The 24,558-nt window shown below is 38.0% G+C and carries 23 protein-coding genes and 1 riboswitch; of the genes, 17 read left to right on the top strand and 6 right to left on the bottom strand.

Annotated features, from left to right (window positions below; translation table 11 throughout):
- Positions 1–24 precede the first annotated feature (24 nt).
- The 3 genes from AC3CH7_RS13200 (at position 25) to AC3CH7_RS13190 (ending at position 2,764) form a co-directional block, all read left to right on the top strand.
- Positions 25–1,179, top strand: a complete 1,155-nt coding sequence (locus tag AC3CH7_RS13200; RefSeq protein ID WP_036164495.1) for a cysteine desulfurase family protein — start codon at positions 25–27, stop codon at positions 1,177–1,179.
- Entirely contained in the window at positions 1,179–2,393 is a 1,215-nt protein-coding gene (gene thiI, locus AC3CH7_RS13195; RefSeq protein WP_036164493.1) for a tRNA uracil 4-sulfurtransferase ThiI, read from the top strand. Before AC3CH7_RS13200 ends, thiI begins: the two co-directional genes overlap by 1 nt.
- Positions 2,394–2,545: 152 nt before the next feature.
- The gene (locus AC3CH7_RS13190) at positions 2,546–2,764 is read left to right on the top strand and encodes an alpha/beta-type small acid-soluble spore protein (protein ID WP_012295642.1); all 219 of its coding nucleotides are present in this window, start codon (positions 2,546–2,548) and stop codon (positions 2,762–2,764) included.
- 70 nt (positions 2,765–2,834) lie between these two features.
- Here AC3CH7_RS13190 and thiE read toward each other — a convergent pair whose 3' ends face one another.
- Genes thiE through thiM form a run of 3 tightly spaced genes read right to left on the bottom strand, consistent with a single transcriptional unit; the run spans position 2,835 to position 5,045 of the window.
- Entirely contained in the window at positions 2,835–3,476 is a 642-nt protein-coding gene (gene thiE, locus AC3CH7_RS13185; protein ID WP_036164492.1) for a thiamine phosphate synthase, read from the bottom strand.
- Positions 3,466–4,290 carry a bifunctional hydroxymethylpyrimidine kinase/phosphomethylpyrimidine kinase gene (thiD, locus tag AC3CH7_RS13180; protein ID WP_488381773.1) on the bottom strand — a complete coding sequence of 275 codons (825 nt, stop codon included), beginning with the start codon at positions 4,288–4,290 and terminating at the stop codon, positions 3,466–3,468. The genes thiE and thiD overlap by 11 nt, the downstream gene beginning before the upstream one ends.
- Entirely contained in the window at positions 4,278–5,045 is a 768-nt protein-coding gene (gene thiM / locus AC3CH7_RS13175) for a hydroxyethylthiazole kinase (protein WP_031418614.1), read from the bottom strand. Before thiM ends, thiD begins: the two co-directional genes overlap by 13 nt.
- 85 nt (positions 5,046–5,130) lie before the next feature.
- A riboswitch (TPP riboswitch) is annotated at positions 5,131–5,229 on the bottom strand.
- Between the two features lie 187 nt (positions 5,230–5,416).
- Here thiM and mbcS point away from each other — a divergent pair.
- The 5 genes from mbcS to AC3CH7_RS13150 all read left to right on the top strand — a co-directional run bounded on the left by mbcS (position 5,417) and on the right by AC3CH7_RS13150 (position 10,496).
- Positions 5,417–7,000 carry an acyl-CoA synthetase MbcS gene (gene mbcS, locus AC3CH7_RS13170; RefSeq protein ID WP_036164489.1) on the top strand — a complete coding sequence of 528 codons (1,584 nt, stop codon included), beginning with the start codon at positions 5,417–5,419 and terminating at the stop codon, positions 6,998–7,000.
- 183 nt (positions 7,001–7,183) lie between these two features.
- Positions 7,184–8,197, top strand: coding sequence for a signal peptide peptidase SppA (gene sppA, locus AC3CH7_RS13165; protein ID WP_012295637.1), 1,014 nt, complete (start codon positions 7,184–7,186; stop codon positions 8,195–8,197).
- Positions 8,198–8,209: 12 nt separating this feature from the next.
- Positions 8,210–8,836, top strand: a complete 627-nt coding sequence (locus AC3CH7_RS13160; RefSeq protein ID WP_012295636.1) for an RDD family protein — start codon at positions 8,210–8,212, stop codon at positions 8,834–8,836.
- A 137-nt stretch (positions 8,837–8,973) separates the two neighbouring features.
- Complete coding sequence (gene tpx, locus AC3CH7_RS13155) at positions 8,974–9,477, top strand: thiol peroxidase (protein ID WP_012295635.1); 504 nt, start codon at positions 8,974–8,976, stop codon at positions 9,475–9,477.
- An 89-nt stretch (positions 9,478–9,566) separates the two neighbouring features.
- Positions 9,567–10,496 (top strand): class I SAM-dependent methyltransferase, encoded by a 930-nt coding sequence (locus AC3CH7_RS13150; protein WP_012295634.1) that lies wholly within the window; start codon positions 9,567–9,569, stop codon positions 10,494–10,496.
- A gap of 58 nt (positions 10,497–10,554) precedes the next feature.
- Here AC3CH7_RS13150 and AC3CH7_RS13145 read toward each other — a convergent pair whose 3' ends face one another.
- Positions 10,555–11,004: a universal stress protein gene (locus tag AC3CH7_RS13145; protein ID WP_008176818.1), complete on the bottom strand. Its 450-nt coding sequence runs from the start codon at positions 11,002–11,004 to the stop codon at positions 10,555–10,557.
- 401 nt (positions 11,005–11,405) lie between these two features.
- Between AC3CH7_RS13145 and ald the strand changes: the two genes are divergently transcribed.
- On the top strand, positions 11,406–12,521 hold the full coding sequence (gene ald / locus AC3CH7_RS13140) for an alanine dehydrogenase (RefSeq protein ID WP_031418618.1): 1,116 nt from the start codon (positions 11,406–11,408) through the stop codon (positions 12,519–12,521).
- Between the two features lie 173 nt (positions 12,522–12,694).
- On the opposite strand, the gene AC3CH7_RS13135 is transcribed toward ald, so the two are convergent.
- Positions 12,695–13,783, bottom strand: a complete 1,089-nt coding sequence (locus AC3CH7_RS13135) for a M24 family metallopeptidase (protein ID WP_012295632.1) — start codon at positions 13,781–13,783, stop codon at positions 12,695–12,697.
- Positions 13,784–14,014: 231 nt separating this feature from the next.
- Here AC3CH7_RS13135 and AC3CH7_RS13130 point away from each other — a divergent pair, with 231 nt between their 5' ends.
- Entirely contained in the window at positions 14,015–14,698 is a 684-nt protein-coding gene (locus tag AC3CH7_RS13130) for a metal-dependent hydrolase (protein ID WP_488381772.1), read from the top strand.
- A gap of 152 nt (positions 14,699–14,850) precedes the next feature.
- Positions 14,851–16,158 carry a DRTGG domain-containing protein gene (locus AC3CH7_RS13125; protein WP_031418621.1) on the top strand — a complete coding sequence of 436 codons (1,308 nt, stop codon included), beginning with the start codon at positions 14,851–14,853 and terminating at the stop codon, positions 16,156–16,158.
- 52 nt (positions 16,159–16,210) lie between these two features.
- On the opposite strand, the gene AC3CH7_RS13120 is transcribed toward AC3CH7_RS13125, so the two are convergent.
- Positions 16,211–16,516, bottom strand: coding sequence for a YtpI family protein (locus AC3CH7_RS13120; RefSeq protein ID WP_031418622.1), 306 nt, complete (start codon positions 16,514–16,516; stop codon positions 16,211–16,213).
- A gap of 90 nt (positions 16,517–16,606) precedes the next feature.
- On the opposite strand from AC3CH7_RS13120, the gene AC3CH7_RS13115 reads away from it, so the two are divergent.
- The 6 genes from AC3CH7_RS13115 (at position 16,607) to pfkA (ending at position 24,532) form a co-directional block, all read left to right on the top strand.
- A complete protein-coding gene (locus AC3CH7_RS13115) occupies positions 16,607–17,551 on the top strand; it encodes a DHH family phosphoesterase (RefSeq protein ID WP_031418623.1) in 945 nt (314 codons plus the stop codon).
- A gap of 21 nt (positions 17,552–17,572) precedes the next feature.
- Positions 17,573–20,656 carry a DNA polymerase III subunit alpha gene (gene dnaE / locus AC3CH7_RS13110; RefSeq protein WP_036164479.1) on the top strand — a complete coding sequence of 1,028 codons (3,084 nt, stop codon included), beginning with the start codon at positions 17,573–17,575 and terminating at the stop codon, positions 20,654–20,656.
- 132 nt (positions 20,657–20,788) lie between these two features.
- On the top strand, positions 20,789–21,430 hold the full coding sequence (locus tag AC3CH7_RS13105) for a FadR/GntR family transcriptional regulator (RefSeq protein WP_012295626.1): 642 nt from the start codon (positions 20,789–20,791) through the stop codon (positions 21,428–21,430).
- Between the two features lie 24 nt (positions 21,431–21,454).
- Complete coding sequence (accD, locus tag AC3CH7_RS13100; RefSeq protein WP_012295625.1) at positions 21,455–22,312, top strand: acetyl-CoA carboxylase, carboxyltransferase subunit beta; 858 nt, start codon at positions 21,455–21,457, stop codon at positions 22,310–22,312.
- Positions 22,305–23,261 carry an acetyl-CoA carboxylase carboxyltransferase subunit alpha gene (locus AC3CH7_RS13095; RefSeq protein ID WP_012295624.1) on the top strand — a complete coding sequence of 319 codons (957 nt, stop codon included), beginning with the start codon at positions 22,305–22,307 and terminating at the stop codon, positions 23,259–23,261. The genes accD and AC3CH7_RS13095 overlap by 8 nt, the downstream gene beginning before the upstream one ends.
- Positions 23,262–23,572: 311 nt before the next feature.
- Positions 23,573–24,532 carry a 6-phosphofructokinase gene (pfkA, locus tag AC3CH7_RS13090; protein ID WP_031418625.1) on the top strand — a complete coding sequence of 320 codons (960 nt, stop codon included), beginning with the start codon at positions 23,573–23,575 and terminating at the stop codon, positions 24,530–24,532.
- The last annotated feature ends 26 nt before the right edge of the window (positions 24,533–24,558 follow it).

The following is a 24,558-nucleotide window of genomic DNA, read 5'->3' as shown; positions in this document are numbered from 1 at the left end:
CGTTTTGAAAGTGTGTGAAAAATAATGAATGATACAATTTATTTAGATAATAGTGCCACAACTAAACCATTAAAAGAAGTTCTTCAGGCGTTTATGGTTGTAAATGAGCAGTATTATGCCAATCCTGCATCCATCCATGCTATGGGTGTTGAAGCAAATGATTTATTAATGCGGGCACGTGAGCAAGTAGCAGATATTTTGCAAACAGAAGCAAAAAATGTGCTATTTACTTCAGGTGGTACGGAATCGAATAATGCGGCTATTTTTGGAATAGCGCGTAGCAATACACATATAGGAAAGCATATTTTAACAACTGAAATTGAGCATCCTTCTGTTTTAGAGACTGTGAAACAGCTCGCAAAAGAGGGCTTTGAAGTGGAATATTTAAAGGTTGATCATCGTGGTATTATTTCATTGGATGAACTTCGTGCAAAAATACGTAAAGATACAATTTTAGTAAGTATGATGCATGTAAACAATGAGATGGGTGCTATCCAACCGATTGATGAAGCAGCTAAATTAATCCATGAAATGAGTCGTGCAGCCTTACATGTGGATGCTGTACAAAGCTTCGGGAAATTAGCTGTATCCTTTAAGGGTGAAGAGGGACCGGATTGTATTTCGATCTCTGGCCATAAAATTCATGGCTTTAAAGGCTCTGGCGTATTAGCATTTCGTAAAGCGATAAGATGGCAGCCCTATGCACTTGGAGGTGGCCAAGAATTTGGATTGCGTAGTGGGACTGTAGCTGTTCCACAAGCTGTGGCTTTATCTAAGGCAGCTCGTATTGCGGTTGAAACCATGCATGACCATGCAAAAAAATACCGTCAATGGCATGATGAAATTCTTGCACAGCTAAACGAATATGGAGAGGCTATTCATATTTTGTCGACTCCACAGGGAGCGTCACATATTATATCTTTCAGTGTTCGCGATTTAAAAGGAGAAGTCATCATTAATGCGATGCAAAAACGAGGTGTGATTGTATCAACATCCAGTGCTTGTTCTTCGAAGCAAACTAAAACAAGTCATGTTGTCGAAGCATTGCATCTAGATGAGCATTATAAAAAAGGTGTCATCCGTATTAGTTTTGGTGCACATAACACAGCCGAAGATATTAAAAAGTTTAAACAAGTATTAGCAGAAGTAATGCTAGAGCTTAAAGGAGAAATAAAGTAATGATTTGGAAAGAAATTTTAATTCGATATGGTGAACTTTCTACAAAAGGTCGCAATAAGATGGATTTTATCCGCCGTTTACGTGAGAATATCCGTCATGCTTTTGCAGATTTAGGACATCTTCATATTCGTACCGAACGTGATCGAATGTTTATTGCAATAGAGAATGACGCACAAATGCAAACACTTGTAACAGGTTTGCCTAAAATTTTTGGTATCCAATCATTTAGCCCTGTTGCAGCGTGTGAAAAAGATATGGAAAGTATGAAAAAACTTGCGATTACGATAATGGAAACATTTAAAGACCAGCCATATACGTTTAAAGTGGAAGTGAAACGTACTGATAAAACCTTCCCATTAGAATCACATGCGATTCAGCGGGAAATTGGTGGATATGTTTTACCTCAATTTAACAATTTATCGGTGAAAGTGAAGCAACCAGATATCGAGTTACGTGTAGAAGTCCGTCATGATGCAACCTATATGATGGCGCAAGTCATTCCAGGTGCAGGAGGAATGCCTGTAGGATCAAATGGGAAGTCATTGTTAATGCTTTCAGGTGGTATTGATAGTCCTGTTGCAGGTTATTTAATGATGAAACGCGGAGTCCGTTTAGAAGCTATTCACTTTTTTAGTCCACCCTATACAAGCCAAAATTCATTAGAAAAAGTAAAAGTGCTTGCAAATGAGTTAACGAAATTTGGTGCTAATATTCGTTTGCACGTTATTCCTTTTACTGAAATACAAGTATTGATTAAAGAGAAAGTACCATCTAATGTATCAATGACAACAACTCGTCGTATGATGTTAAAGGTTGCTGATCAAGTACGTGAGGAAATCGGAGCTCTTGCGATTGTCACGGGAGAAAGCCTTGGACAAGTAGCGAGTCAAACACTTGAAAGCTTAACGGCTATAAATGCAGTAACGAATACGCCTATTTTACGACCATTAATTTCATCAGATAAATTAGAAATCATTGAGTTAGCTGAACAAATTGGCACCTATGAAACATCTATTCAGCCTTTCGAGGACTGCTGTACAATCTTTACGCCTGCTAGTCCTAAAACAAAGCCTAAGCTCGAAAAGGTTGAGCATTACGAAAGCTTTTCTGATTTTGATGAACTTATAGCACGTGCTGTCAAAAATCGTGAGGTCTATATTTTCCCTAAGAAAGAAGAAGAGCAACAGCAAGATAAGTTTGCTGATCTTTTATAAATCAAAAGTTCAAAAACCGTCTCAAATAGCCTATTTGAGACGGTTTTTTTTGTATAGTTCGGCAGATGCCAATAGAGGTACAATTTACCTTTATTTTTTTTGTATTAAAAATCTAATAACGCACATTCTATATTCACAAGGAGGTGAGAAACATGGCTTCAAACAACAACCGCAGTTCAAACCAGCTTGCAGTACCTGGTGTACAACAAGCACTTGATCAAATGAAATACGAAATTGCACAAGAATTTGGTGTTCAATTAGGGGCTGACGCTTCAGCTCGTGCTAACGGTTCCGTTGGTGGTGAAATCACTAAACGTCTTGTACAAATGGCAGAATCTCAATTAAAGGGTATGCCAAACAACAACCAATAAATGCTAAATAAGCATTTATAAACTTAAAACCAGTGACCGTAAAAGGCACTGGTTTTAGTTTGTTTAAAGATCATCTTTTTATGCGATTTAAAGACTTAAATATGGATACTGTTTGTTCAATATCCTCACTTTCACAGAGAGCAGAGATAACAGCAACTCCATCAGCACCAGCTTGAAAAACAATATCAGCATTTATCCCATTTATACCACCTATAGCCACGATAGGTAAGTTAGGCTGTAATTTGGAAGCCTTCTGTAAAAAATTGGTGCCACATGGTGGCTGTGCATCACTTTTAGATGTTGTGGCAAAAATAGGGCCGATACCTACATAATCAGCATGATGATCAATAGCTATTTGTAGTTCCTCCTGCGAATGTACGGAAACGCCAAGAATCCGGTTCGCCATTTTTTTCCGTGCAATGGCAATCTGTTCATCATCTTGTCCAATATGGACACCATCAGCACCAAGTCGTACTGCTAGATCCACGTCATCGTTAACAATAAACGGCACATGGTAATGTTGACATAATTGTTGACACTGGCGGGCAAATTGCTCATAAGCTAGTCCTGTTAATGCGTAAGGACCTTTTTCACGTAATTGAAACATGGTTATGCCAGCCCTCAGCGCTTTTTCGAGAACAACTAACGGCTCTTGATGGGAAACATTGCTTGTACCCATAATAAAATAAAGCTGTAAATCCTCACGTTTCAACTAACTTCACCTCGCAGGCACCATTATGCAGCCGATAAGCAAAATGATTTGTAGGGCCATGACCATTACCAATGGCTAAATCATGCATAATAGCTAATTGTATAAATTTTTTAGCTTCAATAACAGCTTTTTCAATTGTCAAACCTTGAGCAATAAAAGCAGTGAGAGCTGCTGAAAATGTACAACCTGTACCATGTGTGTTTTTCGTTGGAATACGAGGAGACTGCATGGAAAAATATTTGTCATTTTTTATAAATACATAATCAATCGCATATAACGAATTGGGGAGATGCCCACCTTTAATGATGACACAGTGAACACCTAGTTGGAAAAAGCATTGAGCGACCTTCTCCATATCAGAGAATTGATTTATTTTTCTTCCAGTAAGTGCCTCTGCTTCTGGTATATTTGGTGTCACAATTGTAGCAAGTGGTAGTAAAGAAATGCGCATGGCTTCAATAGCCTCTTGCTGCAATAAGTTTTCTCCACCTTTTGCAATCATAACTGGATCAACAATTAGTGGGATTTTTAAATCCTGTAAAATGTGTGCGATTGTCTGAATAATATCCGAGGAATAAAGCATCCCCGTTTTAATCGCAGCAATCGAAAAATCTTCTAGTAATGCATGAAATTGTTTTTCAACAAAATCAACTTCAATTGGGAAAACCCCTGTTACACCTCGTGTGTTTTGAGCAGTTAAAGCTGTAATAACTGAGGTACCGAAAACCCCTAATTCCTGGAATGTTTTTAAATCAGCCTGAATACCAGCGCCACCACCACTATCTGAGCCTGCAATTGTCGTTACAATATGCATGAAGCCTCACCCTCCTTTGAAAGACGATGAAGGGCATTTAGCAAAGCAATTTGAATATCCCCGATATCCTCTGTAAAGGCTGATGCTAGCTCAGCTGCTTTTTTGTAGTAAGTGAGGGTTTCCACTAATTGACTGTATGGATCTTCTCCTGAACAGTAGGCGGCTCCACATATAGCACTAAGTAAACAGCCTGTACCAGTGACTTCTGTCATTTGTGAATTTCCACCAGTTATCCATTGGCTCTGCACACCGTCTGTCATAAAATCATGTTCGCCTGTAACAATGACTATACAGTTGTAGCGTTGAGCCAATAATGTTGCTTCTGTTTCTATGTCAATAAATCCATCACCACTATCAACACCTTTTTGTTGCCATTCCACATTCACTAATGCCGCAAGTTCTCCCTTGTTACAGCGTATGACCGCAAATTGTATGTCTGTAAGTAATAGGTGTACGGTTTCCTTGCGATAAACTGTGGCACCTGCGCCAACTGGATCTAATATAACAGGAATACTAAGGGTATTTGCCTTTTTTCCTGCTAACAGCATCGCTTCCTTTGTTCGATCATTCAGTGTACCAATATTGATTAAAAGAGCTTCTGCAATGGCGACCATTTCTTCTACCTCATGGCTGTCATCAGCCATGACAGGAGAGGCACCTAATGCCAATAAGCCATTTGCTTGGAAATTAGCCACAACATAATTAGTTATACAGTGTATAAGCGGTTGTTGTTGACGAATCGTTTGAAAAATCATTTTAGTCCTCCTTCATGGGTGGACGTAAGCACGCAAAAAAGGCTCTTTTGTGTAAAAATGCACGAAAAAGAGCCTTTCATCTGAAAAAAAGATGTTCATTGCTCCCTACGTCAGTATTAACTAACAGGTTCAAAGGGTCAGGTTTTACCTTCTCAACTCTTTATGAGTCCCCCTGCAATCTTGCTTTTAGTTGACCAAAATGTACCATACTTTTCATATGTATTCAATAGCAAGTTTTCCTATCAACAAAACGTGACTGATGCCATATAGGTAAGTATGATAGTTGTCATGACTTTACTCAAATCAAGTGTAAACCATTGAAAATTCTAAGAAAGGAGTATAATGTGTCTTATCAAAAGGGGGCATTTGCCATGAAAAGACAAGAATTAGTAGCACCAGAATGGTATAACATAACTGATGAATTTGAAAAATATGCTAAGGATTCAACTAAAAATGCATTGATAATTTATGAAGAGCATTCTGATGTACAATTTATCACCTACGCACATTTACTTGAAAGAGCGAATCAGGCGGCACATGTCTTTACAAAAAATGGATTAACTAAAGGTGATGTCATTTTAGTGATGGTACCACGCTCAGTAGAAGCATACATTGTCTATATTGCTGCATTAAAAGCGGGTTTAACAATCATTCCAAGCTCTGAAATGCTAAGAACAAAAGATATTGAGTATCGTATTCATCATGCCGATGCTAAAGCAATTGTGGCCTTTGAGCCTTACATTCAGCAATTTGATCAAGTAGAAAATTTACAAGAGGTGCAGCTATTTGTTATTGGAAATGCTCATGAGCCATGGCAGCCATTGTTAGATATAATGCGAAAGCAACCAACAACTTACATAAGTTCTACACCAACAAAAAGTACAGACCATGCATTTTTAGCTTATACAAGTGGCACAACAGGAAATCCGAAAGCTGCAGTGCATACGCATAGCTGGGGCTATGCACATTTACGGACAACAGCTCCTCATTGGCTAGGAGTACAAGAAAATGATATTGTATGGGCAACCGCAGCACCAGGATGGCAAAAATGGATTTGGAGCCCGTTTCTCGCCATTTTAGGCAGTGGTGCCACTGCTTTTGTCTATAAAGGAAAGTTTGATGCGGCAACCTATTTAACATTGCTTGAAAAATTTAAAATGAATATCTTATGTTGTACACCGACTGAATATCGTTTTATGGCAGCACTTGACAATTTACAGGAGTATGATATCAGTTCAATTCGACAAGCTGTTTCAGCAGGTGAGCCCTTGAACAGTGAAGTTATAAAAAAATTCGCGGATACTTTTCATCTACAGGTGCGAGATGGTTATGGTCAAACAGAAAATACCTTACTGGTAGGGACTATGGTAGGTATGGAGGCAAGAGTTGGTTCGATGGGGAAGCCTACCCCTGGCAACACCGTTGAAATTATAGACGATTTTGGTGAGCCAGTAGCTATAGGAGAAGTAGGTGATATTGCCGTTCATCGAGAAACACCTGCACTCTTTAAAAGATATTTAAATGATCCAGAACGTACAAATTTACAATTTCGTGGTGATTGGTATATAACAGGGGATCGAGCTTATAAAGATGCGGACGGCTACTTTTGGTTTGAAGGACGCGGGGATGATGTCATTATTTCCTCAGGTTACACAATTGGACCCTTTGAAGTGGAGGATGCGTTGATGAAGCATCCGACTGTGAAAGAGGTTGCTGTCATTGCAAGCCCTGATAGAGTTCGCGGGAACATCGTTAAAGCATTTATTATCCTGCAGTATGGTGTTAATGGTGATCAAGGGCTTATTCAAACCCTTCAAAATCATGTGAAATCATTAACAGCACCTTATAAATATCCACGTGCTATTGAATTTGTTACAGAGTTACCCAAAACTGCATCTGGTAAAATTAGACGTGTCGAATTAAGGCAACAAGAAATAAAAAAATGTATACAATAATCATTTCCTAGGAAATAATGTCGAAAATCAGAGTTCATCAAAGAAATGAACTTTGATTTTTTTTGTAATTTTAGGTAAGGTATTATGAGGAAATAAATAGAATAAAACTAATTGCATATTATTGCAAAAAAATGAAACTAATGAGCAAGTCATACGTATTACGTCATAAGGAGGCGGAAAGAGATGAATGTTAAAAGGTGGGTTGCATTAATAGTAGCAGGTGTTCTTTTACTGTTTTCATTGGGGATTAATACCATTTTTGCGCTATTTAAAGCAGATTTCCTAGGTAATTTTGATAGTTTAATGGCAGGAAATAACTTAGATGTATATGAAAATGTAATCGAAGGGGATAATTTTGATAAAAGGATTGCCTATTTAAAGGTGGATGGCACGATCCAAGATATTGGCTCAAGTTCACTATGGCAGCCTGTTGCATATGATCATCAATTTTTCCTAGAACAATTGGATAGTATTTTGTACGATGATACGATTGAAGGAATTGTTTTAAGTGTTAACTCTCCTGGTGGAGGGGTAAAAGAATCTGCTGAAATTTATAAAAAGCTGTTAAAAATTAAAGAAGAAAGACAAATTCCAATTTATGTATCAATGGATTCAATGGCAGCATCTGGTGGTTATTATATTTCAGCTCCAGCAGACAAAATATTTGCACATCGTGATACAATAACAGGCTCAATTGGTGTTATCATGCAATCTATTAATTATCAAGCATTGGCTGAAAAAGTCGGTGTCAAATTCGAAACGTTTAAATCTGGTGAGCATAAGGATATGCTAAGTCCAATGCGTGATGTGACACCAGAGGAACGTGCAATGATGCAGGATATGATCAATGAAACATATGAAGAATTTGTGGATATCGTTGAACAAGGACGTAATATGTCAGAAGCCGATGTGAAGAAAGTGGCGGATGGCCGTATTCTTGGTGGTACAAAAGCACTTGAAGCTGGTTTAGTCGATGAAATTGGCGACGAAGAAGCTGCCATTGCAGCCTTACGCGCCGATTTTGGACTAGAAGATGCTGTATTATTTGAATATGCTTATGATATGGGCGGATGGCAATCATATGTTGGGATGAAAATTGGCTCCATGTTCGGTCCTTCAGCAGAGGAAAAAATGCTAATGAAAATTATGACAGATTACAATGCACCTAAAATGATGTATTTATACGGGGAATACTAAGGAGGGAGTTCAATGACAAACAATGAAGTTGTTATGCAAGGTTCACCCTCAATGGAAAATAACTTTTTTAACAATGGCACGGAAGATTTAGCAAGGCAAAAAAACTACACATTAAAAACAGCAGGCTTTTGGATTCGATTGTGGGCATTTTTATTGGATGGGTTTATTGTGTCTGCTGTAGTTGGAATACTCTTTAATCCTATCTTTTATTTAATGGATTGGTCCTTATCAGAATCAGTTTGGTATGCTCCAATCTCCATTATTTCAGCGGTTCTTTATTATAGTTATTTTGTCCTTATGACAAAATTCTTTGGTCAAACGCTAGGGAAGATGGTATTTGGATTACGTGTCATTTCATTAAAGCATGGTAACCTTACTTGGTCAGATGTATTATTCCGTGAATGGATTGGGCGTATTATTAATAATATTGTGATGCCTCTTTATATTTTGGTAGTTATTTTACCAGACAATCAAGGGCTGCATGACTATTTCGCCGATACAACAGTGGTGCATGAGAAAGTCTATATTGAAAAGAATTTAGTGCCACTTTCTATAGAGAAAAAAGATGAAAAGATAGCTTCTATTGAACAAGAGGGAAAACCTGAGCTAGAAAAACTAGAAGAAAAAAATGAACAATAAACAAGAGACTGTCTCAAACGATGAGACAGTCTTTTCTATTGCTAGCTAACACTTTGAATAAAGTAAGCTATCTTAGTTGCAATTAATTCCCTTCATTTAGTAATATTATGTACATATGATGATTAGGAGGCGTTTATATGGCACAAGTAACATTTAAAAATGGTCCAGTGACACTAGTAGGTAATGAAGTAAAGGTGGGCGATTTAGCACCAGCTTTTACAGTATTAGCGAATGACCTTTCACCTGTAACATTAAAAGATTCAGAGGGGAAAATTCGTTTATTTAGTGTTGTACCATCATTAGATACTGGTGTATGTGATGCTCAAACACGTCGTTTCAATGAAGAAGCAGCTAACTTAGGTGATAATGTAGTGATTTACACAGTATCTGTAGATCTTCCATTCGCTCAAAAACGTTGGTGTGGGGCAGCAGGTATTGATGCGGTTCAAACGGTTTCTGATCACCGCGACCTTTCATTTGGTGAGGCTTATGGCGTGTATATTCAAGAATTACGTCTTCTGACACGTGCTGTGTTTGTTGTGGATGAAAACAATAAAGTAACATATGTTGAGTATGTACCTGAGGCAACAGATCATCCAAACTATGAAGCGGCTATTGCAGCTGTCAAAGCACTAGCATAATGGCCTGCTTTTAGGCTAAGATAATACTAGACAAAGGGGCTGTGACGAGTGTTTGTCACGGCTCTTTTCTGCTTGAAAGGAAGTTATCTATGGAAAATATCGAGAAATTATTTGGTATGTTAAATGAGCATGCTGAAAAAATCGAAAAAGAGCACAATACAACTTTGTTAGAGGGGTTGCTAGATGGGCTAGAGGCATGGCTTGATGGCGAGGTTGATTTCTCACAAAAAGATGCAACGAAAGAGGATATTCGCAAGGCTATACAAATTGCCATTCTAAAAGGAATGCGTAAAAGCTCTCAACCAAACCATCAAATGACACCTGATACGTTAGGGTTATTAGTGGGCTATTTTGTTGAGCAAATCTTTGCTGAACGTCTTGAGCAAGAAAAAATATCGATTATGGATCCAGCAGTAGGTACGGGAAATTTATTGCTAACAGTTATGAATTTATTAGATGGAAAAGTCGAGGCTACAGGTGTAGAAGTAGATGAGCTACTTATACGTTTAGCGGCAGCTACAGCTGATTTAACAGAGCAGCCAATTTCTTTATATCGACAGGATGCCTTGCAAGATTTACTAGCAAATCCAGTTGATGCAGTTGTTTGTGATTTACCTGTTGGTTATTATCCAAATGAAGAAATTGCCCTTGAGTATGAATTGTGCTCGTCAGAGGGAATGAGCTATGCCCACCATTTATTTATGGAGCAATCTATGAATTATACAAAGGAAGGTGGCTACTTATTTTTCCTTGCGCCATCACATCTGTTTGATTCAGAGCAGTCTAAGCAACTTCACAAGTACATTCAAAAGCACGCTTGGATTCAAGCAATTATTCAGCTACCTGATTCCATGTTTGCTAATAAATCATTAGAAAAGAGCATTGTCATTTTGCAAAAGCAATCGAAGGAATGTCAATCACCTAAAGAAGTGCTTTTAGCAAAGGTACCAAATATGCAAAATAAACAAGCACTTGCCTTATTCTTTGAAAAAGTGAAAATGTGGAAAGAAGGCAAGTAATTGCTCATAGAATTCAAAAAGGTATCCTACTGTAGGATACCTTTTTATGTATTGCTGATTAGTTTTCAGGTGTGCGGATTACAAGAACGTCACAATTAGCTGAACGTACAATTGCTTCAGATACTGAACCAATTAGGAAACGTTCTACTGCATTTAGACCTGTGGCACCACAAATGATTAGATCTGCGTCTACGATTTTAGAAAGCTCTTTAGTAATAATATTTTTTGGAGAACCATATTCGATGATTAGGTTAACGTTTGCGATACCTTCATCTTCAGCTTGCTTTTTGTAACCATTTAATAGTTCTTCAGAGAATGCTTGTGCACGTTCTGCAATAGAACGGTCGTATGCTTCGATTGCAGCGAATGAACGTGTATCAATAACATTTACTAAATTTAATACCGAACCTTCATTACGCTTCGCCACGTCAATTGATTTACGAAAGGCGTATTCAGCTTCCTTAGAACCGTCTACTGCAACCACAATGCTTTTATAATGATTAGCCATTTGAAAAACCTCCCTGATTTGTATATGTTGATTATACCAAATGATTTTCTAAAGGAAATACTTTCCGGAAGAAAAATTATGAAAAAGTGAAGGCATTTCATGAAGAAAATATAATTACTTCATTCCCACTATTTGCAGCGTGCAAACGTATTTTTGGCTTTCGGAATGGCTAGTTCCTATTGCTATAAGCTTCCTTTTTATTTTTTAAATATAGTAATTTATTAGCTGGAATTACCGTTTAAATATTTTGTATTTTGGAAATGTTAGAAATTTTATTTGTATTTACTTTAATTAAAGCTTTTTTTTTATTTGTTTGGTAATATGGAATTGCAAGGGGTGCATCTATTTTTAATTACATAAATGATGCTGATTTTTTTCGTAATGGAAGGGGATAGGGAACTATGAAAATTGGTATTCCAAAGGAAATTAAAAACAATGAAAATCGTGTAGCGATGACACCAGCAGGAGTTGTTACTTTAACACATGCAGGCCATGAGGTGTACATTGAAACTGGAGCAGGCTTAGGATCAAGCTTTACGGATGCTGATTATATTGCAGCTGGTGCTCATATTGTGAATACTGCTAAGGAAGCTTGGTCACAAGAGATGATTATGAAGGTGAAAGAGCCTGTAGCTTCTGAGTATAATTACTTTTATGAAGGTCAAATCCTATTCACTTACTTACACTTAGCGCCAGAAGTTGAATTGACTCAGGCACTTTTAAATAAAAAAGTTGTAGGGATTGCCTACGAAACCGTTCAATTAGCAAATGGTTCACTACCGTTATTAACACCAATGAGTGAAGTAGCAGGTAAAATGGCTACACAAATTGGTGCACAGTTCTTAGAGAGAAATCATGCTGGTAAAGGGATTTTACTTGGCGGTGTATCAGGTGTACAACGCGGTAAAGTGACAGTCATCGGTGGTGGTATCGCGGGAACGAACGCTGCGAAAATCGCTGTTGGCATGGGAGCAGACGTAACAGTTATCGATTTAAGTCCTGAGCGTTTACGCCAATTAGAAGATATGTTTGGCCGTGATGTTCAAACTTTGATTTCTAATCCTTATAATATTGCAGAATCTGTGAAAACTTCCGATTTAGTAATTGGTGCCGTGTTAATTCCAGGCGCAAAAGCACCGAAGCTTGTGTCTGAAGAAATGATTCAATCAATGCAAGCTGGCTCTGTAGTAGTGGATATCGCTATTGACCAAGGTGGTATTTTTGCTTCTTCAGATCGTGTCACAACACATGATGATCCAACTTACGTAAAACACGGCGTTGTCCATTATGCAGTTGCGAATATGCCGGGAGCTGTACCACGTACATCAACAATTGCTTTAACAAATAATACAATTCCTTACGCACTTCAAATTGCAAATAAAGGCTATAAACAAGCTTGCCTAGACAATGCTGCACTAAAAAAAGGTGTGAATACATTAGATGGACAACTAGTATATAAAGCTGTAGCAGATTCACAAGGAATTCCATATGTCAATGTGGATGAGCTTATTCAATAATTTCCTGTAAAAATGAAAAATCCTTCGAGAAATTCACTCTCGAAGGATTTTGTTATTTTTCTTACAAACATTTCCCAAGTAAAGATCAACGACGCTTTTATAGGCAAGCTCTCAAAAATTTTGTGTTTGTCTACAGTCTGTAGGAAGACAAATTCGATGCTTCCTTTTTTATATTATAGAATGATTAAATCTTTCGGGAATTTTGTTAGTACTTCCACACCATCTTTTGTTACAACAACATCATCCTCAATACGTACACCTGTTACATCTGATTTATAAATACCAGGCTCAATCGTAAAGACCATGCCTTCTTCCATTGTCATATCATTTGTTCCTGTAACGGATGGGAATTCATGTACAGAGATGCCGAGACCATGTCCAAGACGATGTGTGAAATACTCTCCGAAACCTGCTTCTGTAATCGTATCGCGTGCAATTTTATCTAAGTCCATGGCACGAACACCAGGCTTCACAGCTGAAACAGCATTTTGGTTGGCCGCTAACACAGCGTGATATATTTCTTTTTGTGCTTCACTTGGCTCACCAAAGGCAACTGTACGCGTAATATCAGAGCAATAGCCATCATAAATGACACCAAGGTCAAATAGCACCATATCCCCTTTTTCTATTTTACGTGCGCCTGGATGACCATGAGGAGAGGCTGTTTTTGGTCCACTTAGTACCATTGTTTCAAAGGACATTTTACAGCCTTTATCTTGAATAGCATTTTCAATGGCTGTTAAAATTTCCATTTCTGTTTTACCTTCAGCAATTTCCTTGCAACCGATTTCAATAGCATAATCAGCTAACTCCGCAGCTTTGCGTAATTTGTCTAATTCACTTTCATCCTTAATTACGCGCATTGCATTAATTTTTTCGTCTAAACGTACAAAATTTGCTTGTGGGAAGGATTGCTGTAGTGCCTCTAAGCGTTCCACAATGAGCTGTGCTTTTTCAATGGCAAACGTAGTTGGTTGAATTTCACGTGATGTAATGGCTTGTGCAAGCACTTCCATCGAATTGTCAGTATCTTGGTGACCAATAACCTCATAAGACCAACCAGCCGCTTTTGCATCTGGAATCTCCATTTGCGGACAAATTAGAAAAGGTTCAGCATCTTTAAAAATCATGACACCTAGTAATCTCTCATGTGGATTACTTTTAAAACCTGAAACGTAAAAAACATTGTCAGGTGTAGTGATAAATGCTGCATCAATGTGATTTTGCTGTAAATAACTTTGGATTTCTTCAACCTTTGACATAAATATGTCCTCCTTTTTAGTACATGGAAAATTTTAATGAGGAACCTTCGACTTTCTAAAGAAAAGGGCTGTTCCTTTTTATCACTGAATAATTGTGATCTAACAAAGTATAAAATTGTTAGAGAGTGATACGATTATTCTCTGTACAAGCATATCAAAAAAAGGAAAAAAGCGCATGGGTAGCGAATTAAAATGGAGGGGTTGTCATTTATAAACGAGGAGGACATTAAGATGGAAATAAGCTATCATGGACATTCAATTGTCAAAATTCAAACAAATGGGAAAACAATTTTAATTGATCCTTTTATTAACGGTAATGGACAAACAGATTTAAAGGTTGCTAAAGAAGCACCAGATATTATTTTATTAACACATGGTCATAATGATCATGTTGGAGACACCATAGAACTAGCGAAGAAAAAAGATGCGCTAGTCATTGCTCCAAATGAATTAGCCAATTGGATTTCCTGGCAAGGAGTTAAAACACACCCAATGCATATTGGAGGGGCTAAGGAATTCGATTTTGGGAAGGTAAAGTTTACGCAGGCTTTCCATGGCTCTTCTTATGTAACAGATACAAAAGAAATTATTTATATGGGAATGCCAGCTGGGATATTACTATTTGTTGAAGGGCTAACGATTTATCATGCAGGTGACACAGCTCTATTTAGTGATATGAAATTAATTGGGGAGCGACATCCAATAGATATAGCATTCCTACCAATTGGTGATAATTTTACAATGGGTCCAGAAGACGCTGCATGCGCAGTTTCATTCTTACAGCCTAAAATAGTTGTACCTATTCATTACAATACATTCCCACCTATCGAGCAAGATCCACAGATTTTTGCTGATTTAGTACAAAACTCAGAGGTTCAAATTTTAAAAGCTGGTGAGAAAGTAAACTGTTTCTAATCGTTGATTATGCTGTACTATATGAATTGACACCACGCTGGTAGTTGGAATGATAGGGTTTTTTAAACAATTTGATCACTTTATATTAAATATTTTTATAAAAAATATGGTACACTAAGAGCAGAATTGAAGCTTAGGAAATAGGTGATATTTTGTCTACAAAACATGAGAAAATTTTACAATACATCGAGTCACTACCTGTGGGCGATAAAATTTCAGTACGTCAAATTGCGAAAGAAATGCAAGTGAGTGAAGGGACTGCATATCGTGCTATAAAAGAAGCAGAAAACCGTCGCTTAGTAAGTTCAATTGAACGTGTTGGAACAATTCGTATTGAAAAGAAAAAGAAAGAAAACATTGAACGTTTAACTTTTGCAGAAATTGTCAACATCGTAGATGGTCAAGTTTTAGGTGGAAAATCAGGTCTACATAAAACGTTAACGAAATTTGTTATAGGGGCAATGCAATTAGAAGATATGATGCGGTATACAGATGCGGGTAGCTTATTGATTGTAGGGAATCGTTTTAAAGCCCATGAAAATGCACTTCGAGCAGGTGCTGCTGTTTTAATTACAGGGGGTTTTGATACAACAGATGCCAATAAACAACTGGCTGATTCATTAGATTTACCTATAATTTCAACTAGCTATGATACGTTTACTGTAGCAACGATGATTAACCGAGCTATTTATGATCAGCTCATCAAAAAGGATATTTTATTTATTGAAGATATTTATGTTCCAATGACTGACACAGCAGCGTTAAAAAATGATGAGACCATCCGTCATTTCCAGAAGTTAAATGAACGCACCACACATGGTGCATTTCCAGTTGTCACTCATCAAAATAAACTTGTCGGAATGATTACTGTAAAAGACGTTATTGGTCGAGAAGAAAATGAGTTAGTTGAAAAGGTTATGACGAAGAATCCAATTGCTGGTTCCATGAAAATGAGTGTTGCTTCAGCTGGGCATCGTATGATTTGGGAAGGGATTGATCTGTTACCTATCGTAGATGACGACAACATTTTACAGGGTGTCATTAGTCGTCAGGACGTGCTTAAAGCATTGCAGCTAGCTCAAAGGCAGCCACAGCATGGTGAAACTATAGATGATTTAGTGAAAAATGAGATGAAGGTACTTGGTGATGATGAGCTGGTCGTGGAATTTAAAGTTACACCTCAAATGACAAATCAATACGGGGCAATTTCTTACGGTGCTTTCACCACTCTACTTGCTGAAGTGGGTTCATTTGCATTAAAGCGTCGCAAACGAGGGGATGCAGTAGCTGAGAATATGACCATTTATTTTATTAAACCGGTACAGATGGAAAGTACACTTACAGTCAAGCCACGAATTTTAGACATGAGTCGTAAGTTTGTGAAAATGGATTTTGAAGTGTATAATCAACAAATACTTGTTGGTAAGGCAATGATGATGTTCCAGCTTTTAGAACGTTAAGTATTAAAAGGGATGGCCTAGCGCAATTGCTTGGTCATCCCTTTGTTACATATTATCGATTAATGCGGAATTCTTCTTCAACAAATTGACCATAATGACGCGCTTTTTTCGTATTTTCTACTACGACAAAGATGCCTAGCACGACAAGAATTGCTACAATTACAAATGTATATAAGCTAGGGAATAAATAGGCTTGATTAAATCCGAAAAACAGTAGGAAGGAACCGAAGCCGATATTCGCCTTACTTTTATACCAATTTTTAGCGATTGGTAATGATGAACGGAACTGTTTTGTTTTAAAATAAAAATAAAAGACAAAAGATATAATTATCGCAAACACAAATATTAAATTGAGCATAGTAAACCTCCTAGCATAACTAGACATTATTGTAACGATAATTCTGGAAAAATGCTAACGGTTCTTACTATCATTTTGGAGGAATTTATTGTGAAAAGACAAATCATCGACACAATTGCTGCCTATGAAACAATCATTATTCATCGTCATGTACGACCAGATCCAGATGCTTATGGCTCACAACAAGGATTAAAAGAATTGATTTTAACAAATTATCCAGATAAAAAGGTTTTTGCTGTAGGTGAGCATGATACTTCCTTAACATTTATGGCACAGCCTGATCAAGTAGCTGATGATGTTTATGACCATGCTTTAGTAATTGTGACTGACACGGCCAATACCGAACGTGTTGACGATCCACGCTATACTAAGGGGAAAATGATTATTAAAATTGATCATCACCCTAATGATGATGCCTATGGTGACCTTTTATGGGTCGATACGACAGCAAGTTCTTGCAGTGAAATGATTTACGAACTGTATGAGGAAGGTAAGGAAGTGGCTAACTGGCAAATGTCTGATACTGCTGCACGATTATTATTTGCTGGAATTGTAGGAGATACAGGTAGATTCCAATTCCCAAGTACTACGGCTAAAACATTTAAAGTGGCTGCAGACCTGATTACATATGATTTTGATCGAAATCAAATTTTTGATGGTATGTATGAAATGGAGCAAAAACTGCTTAATTTACAAGGTTATATTTATCAAAACTTTAAAATGGATGAATATGGAGCAGCTCATGTGAAGCTAACAAAAGAATTATTAGCAGAACATGATATTGTACCGTCAGAAGCATCACTGCTAGTAGGTTGCCTAGGTAGTGTTAAGGGGATTTGCTCGTGGGTTGTATTCATTGAAGAGGTAGATCAAATTCGTGTACGTTTACGTTCGAAGGGTCCTATTATTAATACATTAGCAAAAGAGTTTAATGGTGGTGGACATCCGCTGGCTTCTGGAGCTACGGCTTATTCATGGAAAGAAGCAGATAACGTCATCACAAGATTACAAGAGATTTGTAAAGCGTATCATTAAAAAGAAAAGGAAGGGATTCATTTGACACATGTATACACAAAGATGCATACGAGCGCGGATTTATTGAAAAGCACAATTCGGCTTGAGCAATTGATTCCTTTTTTACTAGAACAAAAGACGCAGGCCTGTGCAATCGTAAATACGAAATTGTACGGGCTTTTGCCTTTTTGTAAAGCCATGCAGCAAGCAAAAATACATGCCGTCATGGGGCTTTCTGTTAATGTGCAATGGCATGACACAACGCTTCCTCTTGTACTGTATGCACAGTCTCAGGAGGGCTATCAACAGTTATTGAAAATTAGCAGTGCGGCTTCAATTAGGGAAGACGGAGTGCTACCTTGGAAATGGCTAGAGGGCTATGCAGCAGGCTGCTTGGCATTGCTTTCATCCGATGATTTAGCCGAATTAAAAGATTGGCATGGAGTAGTATCTGCCTTAGCTCATCTCTTTCAGCATCACTTTTATATGGGAATTACCAGACCTGGAGGGGTGGCGCTAGCTAATGAGAATGAGCTTGTAGAGTGGTGTGAGGGACAGAGGATTCCACTTGTAGCTGTTCAGAGCTGTTATTTTTTACGACCTGAAGATCATTTTGCATACGAAGTAGCAAGAGCAATCGATACGGGAGACAAGCTTGGAGATACGATGCTAACAGCTAAATTACAGGGTTATTTTGCACCAACAGCACAAGAGTGGCAAAGTTGGTTTACTGATCGACCAGAATGGCTTGAGACCTGTGGACAAATGCTTGCTAGCTGTCGTGCTATCATTCCTGAAATGTCTGTACAAATGCCTAAATTTCCTGTGCCAGTAGGTGAAACAGCTGAGAGTTTACTTGTTAAAGAAGCATTTTCTGGATTAGAGGAACGATTTAACCAGCTGGACATTCCGTATGGTTACCGAGAAAGACTACAATATGAGCTTGAAATAATATGTTCAATGGGCTTCGCTGATTATTTTTTAGTTGTAGCTGATTTTATGCGCTTTGCCAAAGACAATCGCATTTTAACTGGACCAGGTCGTGGTTCCTCCGCTGGGTCACTAGTTGCCTATAGTCTAGCTATTACGCAAGTAGATCCACTAGCCTATGGTTTATTATTTGAACGATTTTTAAACCCTGAACGGATATCCTTACCTGATATTGATATTGATTTTGTCGATAGTAAACGACATCAAGTGATTCAGTACGTTGCACAAAAATATGGTAAAGGCAATGTCGCCCAAATCATTACATTCGGTACATTGTCTGCCAAAGCAGTGGCTCGAGATGTCGCAAGAGTATTTGGTTTTGGTGCAGAGGTATTAGAGAAAATTTCAAAAATGATTCCGAATAAACCGGGGATTACATTGCAAAAGGCTTTAGAAGAATCATATGATTTACAGGGGTGGCTCTCTGAGGATCACCAGCATCAGCGTTGGTTCGAAGTAGCGCAAAAATTAGAAGGTCTGCCTAGAAATTCCTCTACCCATGCGGCAGGCATCGTTATTGCTCCTTCCTCCTTAGTCAATACAGTCCCTATTGAGGATGGACATGAAGGCATATATTGCACACAATGGCCGATGGGTGATGTAGAGGCGAGCGGGCTTGTCAAAATGGATTTTTTAGGTTTACGCAATCTAACTATTTTAGAGCAAATTCGTTGGTCCATTTATAAAGCGGGTGGACCTTGGATTGATTTTGAACGAATTCCTATGCATGATGAAAAAACTTTTCAATTATTGCAAAGTGGTGATACATCAGGTATTTTCCAATTAGAATCGGAAGGAATGAAACAAGCATTACGAGACATTCATCCTACTCAATTTTTAGATATTGTGGCTGTGAACGCACTTTATCGTCCGGGTCCAATGGAATTTATACCTGTCTATGCTAGACGAAAAGCCGGTAAAGAATTAGTGGTTATGCCTCACCCTGTGTTAGAGCCAATTCTACAAGAGACTTTTGGTGTTATTGTCTATCAAGAGCAGATTATCAAGATTGCCTCTGTGCTAGCAGGATTTTCAATGGGTCAAGCAGATTTACTTCGCCGTGCCGTTAGCAAAAAAAATCGTCAAGTCCTGGAGGAGCAACAGGTTACCTTTGTACAAGGGGCATTAAAACAAGGCTATGATCAGCATGTGGCGACAGAGGTGTATGAATTAATTGTCCGCTTTGCTGATTACGGATTTCCTAAAAGTCATGCTGTAGCTTATAGTATTATTTCTTATCAAATGGCTTATTTAAAGGCACATTTCCCTCAAAGCTTTTATGCTGCATTATTATCTAATGCAACGGGAAATGTAGATAAAATTCAACAGCTAGTACAAGAGGCCAAAGACAAAGGTATCCCGTTTTATCCACCTTCATTAAAGGACAGTACAAAATATTTTACGGTTGAGCAGGAGGGGATCCGTTATAGTTTAGCAGGGATTAAAGGCGTCCCTCATACTTTTATTGAAAGTATCAATACATTGCGCCAAACGAACCCTCAGGCATTATATAACCTTTTTGATTTAGCTGTGGCATTAAGTGCACAGCATTTTAAACCGAAAGTAATAGAATCATTAATTTATGCTGGAGCCCTAGATTATCTAGAAAAGGACCGTGCAGTACTAATCATGACAATAGATGCTGCCTTAAAACACGCTGAACTACTACGGCCAAATGAGGATATTGATATATCAACTGCTACAGAATTTAACTTTGGAAAGCCAAAATATATGCAAGTTGATGATATGCCACAAAAGGAAAAATTGATACATGAGAAGGAAAGTTTAGGCTTTTACATTTCTGCCCATCCGGTTACGCAAGAAAGACCATATTGGGCTGATGTGAATTGTACAAGTCGTGAGTTAAAGCAAATGCGAGATGGTACGTATGTGAAAATGATTGGTGTCATGGAAGAAGTAAAAAAAATTCGTACCAAAAAAGGGGAGCAGATGGCCTTTGTCCAGTTACAGGATGAGCATGGATCTGTTTCTGCTACATTATTTCCACAAGTTTTTCAATTCGTTCAAGATTTGTTAGTAGAAGATGAAATTCTGGTTGTAGAAGGGAATCTAGAAAGACGTTTTGGAAAACCACAAATTAAAGTAAAACATGCGCAAGCGACGAAAAAGATATGAAATGAAACAAGAATTAAGAAACTGCATTGAATTTTATGCAGTTTTTTCTTTACTTTTTAACAGTTATTCTGTAAGCTAGAGTCAACGTTAAAAAGTGGTCAGACCACTTTTTTGATAAGGGGAGTTAGTCGTATGGATAAAAAAACCGAACAAAAAAAAGTGTTTTTAGAAATCGTCCAACAACTACGTCAACTCATTAAAATGGAAAAAATACAAGCAGGTGAAAAGCTTCCCTCCGAACGAGTCTTATCGGAGCGTCTAGGTGTCGGGCGATCCTCTGTCAGAGAGGCATTGCGAAGTCTAGAATTACTAGGTCTTATTGAAACGAGGCATGGTGGTGGTACTTTTCTTGCTTCCACACATAAGCATCAGCTTGTAGAAATACTGTCGATGTTTATATTAGAAGATGAAAAATCGAAAAAAGATGTCGAATTTACGCGACAAATTCATGAAAAGGAAGCTATTCGCGTAATAAGTTGTACAGAGATTCTTCGCACACTACCTGTGTGGGATAGTTTTTTTGTGAAACTAGAATTAGAAGGTATGATTAATTGTCGTGATATATTGCGAGAACTTCTAATCACAACAGGCAATCGTTTATCATTAAAAATCTGGTTTCAGTTGGCAGCTTACGATGGCGACCGTTTAAATCGAAACTCAACAGAAGATGAAAAAATAATCATTCAAACCATGTTGAAATCGATGCAGCTAGGGTACGAAAAAGAAGCACTAAAAGCTTATGAGCAGTGGATGAGTACTGTACAAAGCACTTAGACAACAACAAAGGGGGAGTCAAACATGGCAATACGTAGCTTATTTAGTGGTAACCGAAAAAAGAAAGAGGATGGACAGGAAAAAGCATTTCCAGAAGGATTAATGACAAAATGTCCTGAATGCCGCCATATTCAATTAACGAAAGAACTAGAAAAAAATCATAAAGTGTGTACGAAATGTAGTCATCATTTCAAAATGACTGCACAAGAACGTGTAGACTACTTCTTGGATGAAGGTTCATTTGTTTCGATGGATGACCATTTACAAACAAGCAATCCATTAAACTTCCCAGCATATGTGGAGAAAATTTCAGCTGACCAAGAAAAAACGGGCTTGAATGAAGCTGTGCTAACGGGTGTTGGTACATTAGACGGAGAGGAAATTGTTGTGGCCATTATGGATTCTCACTTCCGTATGGGTTCCATGGGTTCAGTTGTGGGCGAAAAAATTACTCGTGCAGTAGAAAAAGCAACTGAGTTAGGTGTGCCTTTTATTATCTTTACGGCTAGTGGTGGTGCACGTATGCAAGAAGGTGTACTATCTTTAATGCAAATGGCAAAAACAAGTGTTGCTTTAAAGCGTCATAGTGATCAAGGCTTATTGTTTATTTCTATTTTAACGCATCCTACAACTGGTGGGGTTTCAGCAAGCTTTGCCTCTGTAGGTGATATAAATATTGCAGAACCACAAGCATTGATTGGCTTTGCTGGTCGTCGTGTCATTGAAGAAACTGTAAGAGAAAAACTACCGAATGATTTCCAAACAGCCGAATTTTTATTAGAGCATGGCCAATTGGATGCCATTTTCCCTCGCAAAGATTTACGTAAACAAGTTTCATTACTTGTAAAAATGCATACGAAAGGCGGCGTGCAACATGTCTAAAAATTTAGCTTTTGAAGAACCAGTTATCCAACTACGAGAAAAAATTGATGAATTAAAAACAATTGCTACTGAAGCAGATGTAGATATGACAGGTGAGATTGAGAAATTAGAAACACGGTTATCACAATTAGAGCAATCTATTTATGCGAATATGAAGCCGTGGGATCGTGTGCAAGTAGCAAGACATCCAGAAAGACCTACTACTTTACAATATATTGAAGCGATATGTGAGAATTTTATTGAGTTGCATGGAGATCGTACTTTTGGTGATGATGCTGCAATCCTTGGTGGAATTGGTATTTTTGAAGGGCAACCTGTAACAATAATCGGACACCAACGTGGGAAATCTACAAAAGAAAATATACGACGTAATTTTGGTATGCCTCACCCAGAAGGGTATCGTAAAGCCTTACGTTTGATGAAGCAAGCAGAAAAATTCAAACGGCCAATTATTTGTTTTATCGATACAAAAGGTGCTTATCCAGGTAAAGCTGCAGAAGAACGAGGGCAAAGTGAAGCAATTGCTAGAAACCTTGTTGAAATGGCAGGCTTAACAGTTCCAGTCATCAGTATTGTGATTGGAGAAGGAGGAAGTGGCGGTGCCTTAGCATTAGGTGTAGCAAACCGTGTCTTTATGCTTGAAAACTCAACATATTCCGTTATTTCTCCAGAAGGAGCAGCGTCGATTTTATGGCGTGATGGTAGCCTTGCTAAGCAAGCGGCTGAAGCAATGCGAATAACAGCACCGGATTTAAAAGAGCTTGGTGTTATAGATGGTATCATCCCTGAGATTATTGGTGGTGCGCATCGCAATGTAGCAAAACAGGCACTTTATATTAAAGAATGCATTAGCACTACACTTCATGCATTAAATTCTCTAAATGGAGAACAATTAATTAACGATCGTTATGAAAAGTTCAAAAAAATCGGACAATATACAGAAGTATAAAACCATTTTTTAAGGCTTTCTTTTGATAGCATCAACAATTATGGGGATATGAATTTGCTCGTTAAGAGACAAAAATTGTTTCTTAACCTATTAAAAAGCTATAAAAAATAAAGAAGCTAGGTACGCAATCTGAACGTCAGACTTCTTGAAAAAATGTTAGATTTAGGATGTTTTTGGATGGAAAGAGTGTGTGAAAGCGCATTCTTTTCATTTTTTATGTAAAAGTTATGTTTTTGTATCATCAGAACCCTTACATAGTTTGTTTTTTCATGTTAATGTGAATAATAATAGTAACTGCAGGAGGTTCGACAATGAAAAAAATTGCTGTATTAACTAGTGGTGGAGATGCGCCTGGAATGAACGCAGCTATTCGAGCGGTTGTTCGTAAGGCAGCATTCCATGGAATTGATGTTGTCGGAATTAAACATGGTTATGAGGGCTTAGTAAAAGGTTATTTAGAAGAACTTGATCTAGGCTCAGTTGGTGGTATTATTCAGCGTGGTGGTACCCATTTAAATTCTGCCAGATGTCCAGAATTTAAAGAAGATGCCGTGCAACAACAAGGAATTGAAAACTTACGAGCTGCCGGAATAGAAGGTCTTGTTGTCATTGGTGGTGATGGTTCTTATAGAGGGGCTATGGATCTAGTGAAAAAAGGCTTCCCTGCTGTAGGTGTACCAGGGACTATCGATAATGATGTTCCAGGGACGGAATATACGATAGGCTTTGATACGGCACTCAATACAGTAGTAGAATCCATCGATAAAATCCGAGACACAGCTACTTCACATGAAAATTCCTTCATAGTTGAGGTTATGGGTCGTGATGCAGGGGATATTGCTTTATGGGCAGGGCTTGCTGCGGGTGCTGAAACAGTTTTAATTCCAGAAGAGGATTATGATTTAGATGATATTGTGGCACGCTTAGATCGTGGTGCAGCACGTGGGAAGAAGCATAGTATTATTATTGTGGCAGAAGGTGTTATGTCTGGAAATGAACTAGCTAAGCTGATAAAAGAAAAGACTGGAAAAGAAACTAGAGTTTCGGTGTTAGGTCATATTCAGCGTGGCGGTTCACCAACTGCACGTGATCGCGTATTGGCAAGTCAGTTTGGCGCACATGCAGTGGAGTTACTAATGGAAGGCAAGTATGGCCGAGCAGTAGGTATTCGCAATCATCAAGTTATTGATTATGATATGCCTGAGGCCTTTGAAAAGAATCATGAGGCAGATGTAAGTCTATACACGCTTATGAAAGAACTATCAATATAATTTGTTATAAACGGAGTGGGCAAAAA

This window comes from Lysinibacillus sp. F12 (assembly GCF_057773605.1).
Note: the sequence above shows the minus strand (reverse complement) of the source record. Positions and strands in the feature narration are given on the sequence as shown.

Coding starts and splice junctions, on each gene's coding strand:
- thiI (WP_036164493.1), top strand. CDS start 1,179: ATGATTTGGAAAGAAATTTTAATTCGATATGGTGAACTTTCTACAAAA.
- AC3CH7_RS13105 (WP_012295626.1), top strand. CDS start 20,789: ATGGATAAAAAAACCGAACAAAAAAAAGTGTTTTTAGAAATCGTCCAA.
- AC3CH7_RS13130 (WP_488381772.1), top strand. CDS start 14,015: ATGGAAATAAGCTATCATGGACATTCAATTGTCAAAATTCAAACAAAT.
- pfkA (WP_031418625.1), top strand. CDS start 23,573: ATGAAAAAAATTGCTGTATTAACTAGTGGTGGAGATGCGCCTGGAATG.
- AC3CH7_RS13190 (WP_012295642.1), top strand. CDS start 2,546: ATGGCTTCAAACAACAACCGCAGTTCAAACCAGCTTGCAGTACCTGGT.
- AC3CH7_RS13150 (WP_012295634.1), top strand. CDS start 9,567: ATGGAAAATATCGAGAAATTATTTGGTATGTTAAATGAGCATGCTGAA.
- AC3CH7_RS13145 (WP_008176818.1), bottom strand. CDS start 11,004: ATGGCTAATCATTATAAAAGCATTGTGGTTGCAGTAGACGGTTCTAAG.
- AC3CH7_RS13200 (WP_036164495.1), top strand. CDS start 25: ATGAATGATACAATTTATTTAGATAATAGTGCCACAACTAAACCATTA.
- sppA (WP_012295637.1), top strand. CDS start 7,184: ATGAATGTTAAAAGGTGGGTTGCATTAATAGTAGCAGGTGTTCTTTTA.
- accD (WP_012295625.1), top strand. CDS start 21,455: ATGGCAATACGTAGCTTATTTAGTGGTAACCGAAAAAAGAAAGAGGAT.
- AC3CH7_RS13160 (WP_012295636.1), top strand. CDS start 8,210: ATGACAAACAATGAAGTTGTTATGCAAGGTTCACCCTCAATGGAAAAT.
- mbcS (WP_036164489.1), top strand. CDS start 5,417: ATGAAAAGACAAGAATTAGTAGCACCAGAATGGTATAACATAACTGAT.
- AC3CH7_RS13120 (WP_031418622.1), bottom strand. CDS start 16,516: ATGCTCAATTTAATATTTGTGTTTGCGATAATTATATCTTTTGTCTTT.
- ald (WP_031418618.1), top strand. CDS start 11,406: ATGAAAATTGGTATTCCAAAGGAAATTAAAAACAATGAAAATCGTGTA.
- tpx (WP_012295635.1), top strand. CDS start 8,974: ATGGCACAAGTAACATTTAAAAATGGTCCAGTGACACTAGTAGGTAAT.
- thiD (WP_488381773.1), bottom strand. CDS start 4,290: ATGCATATTGTAACGACAATTGCAGGCTCAGATAGTGGTGGTGGCGCT.
- thiM (WP_031418614.1), bottom strand. CDS start 5,045: ATGATTTTTCAAACGATTCGTCAACAACAACCGCTTATACACTGTATA.
- AC3CH7_RS13095 (WP_012295624.1), top strand. CDS start 22,305: ATGTCTAAAAATTTAGCTTTTGAAGAACCAGTTATCCAACTACGAGAA.
- AC3CH7_RS13135 (WP_012295632.1), bottom strand. CDS start 13,783: ATGTCAAAGGTTGAAGAAATCCAAAGTTATTTACAGCAAAATCACATT.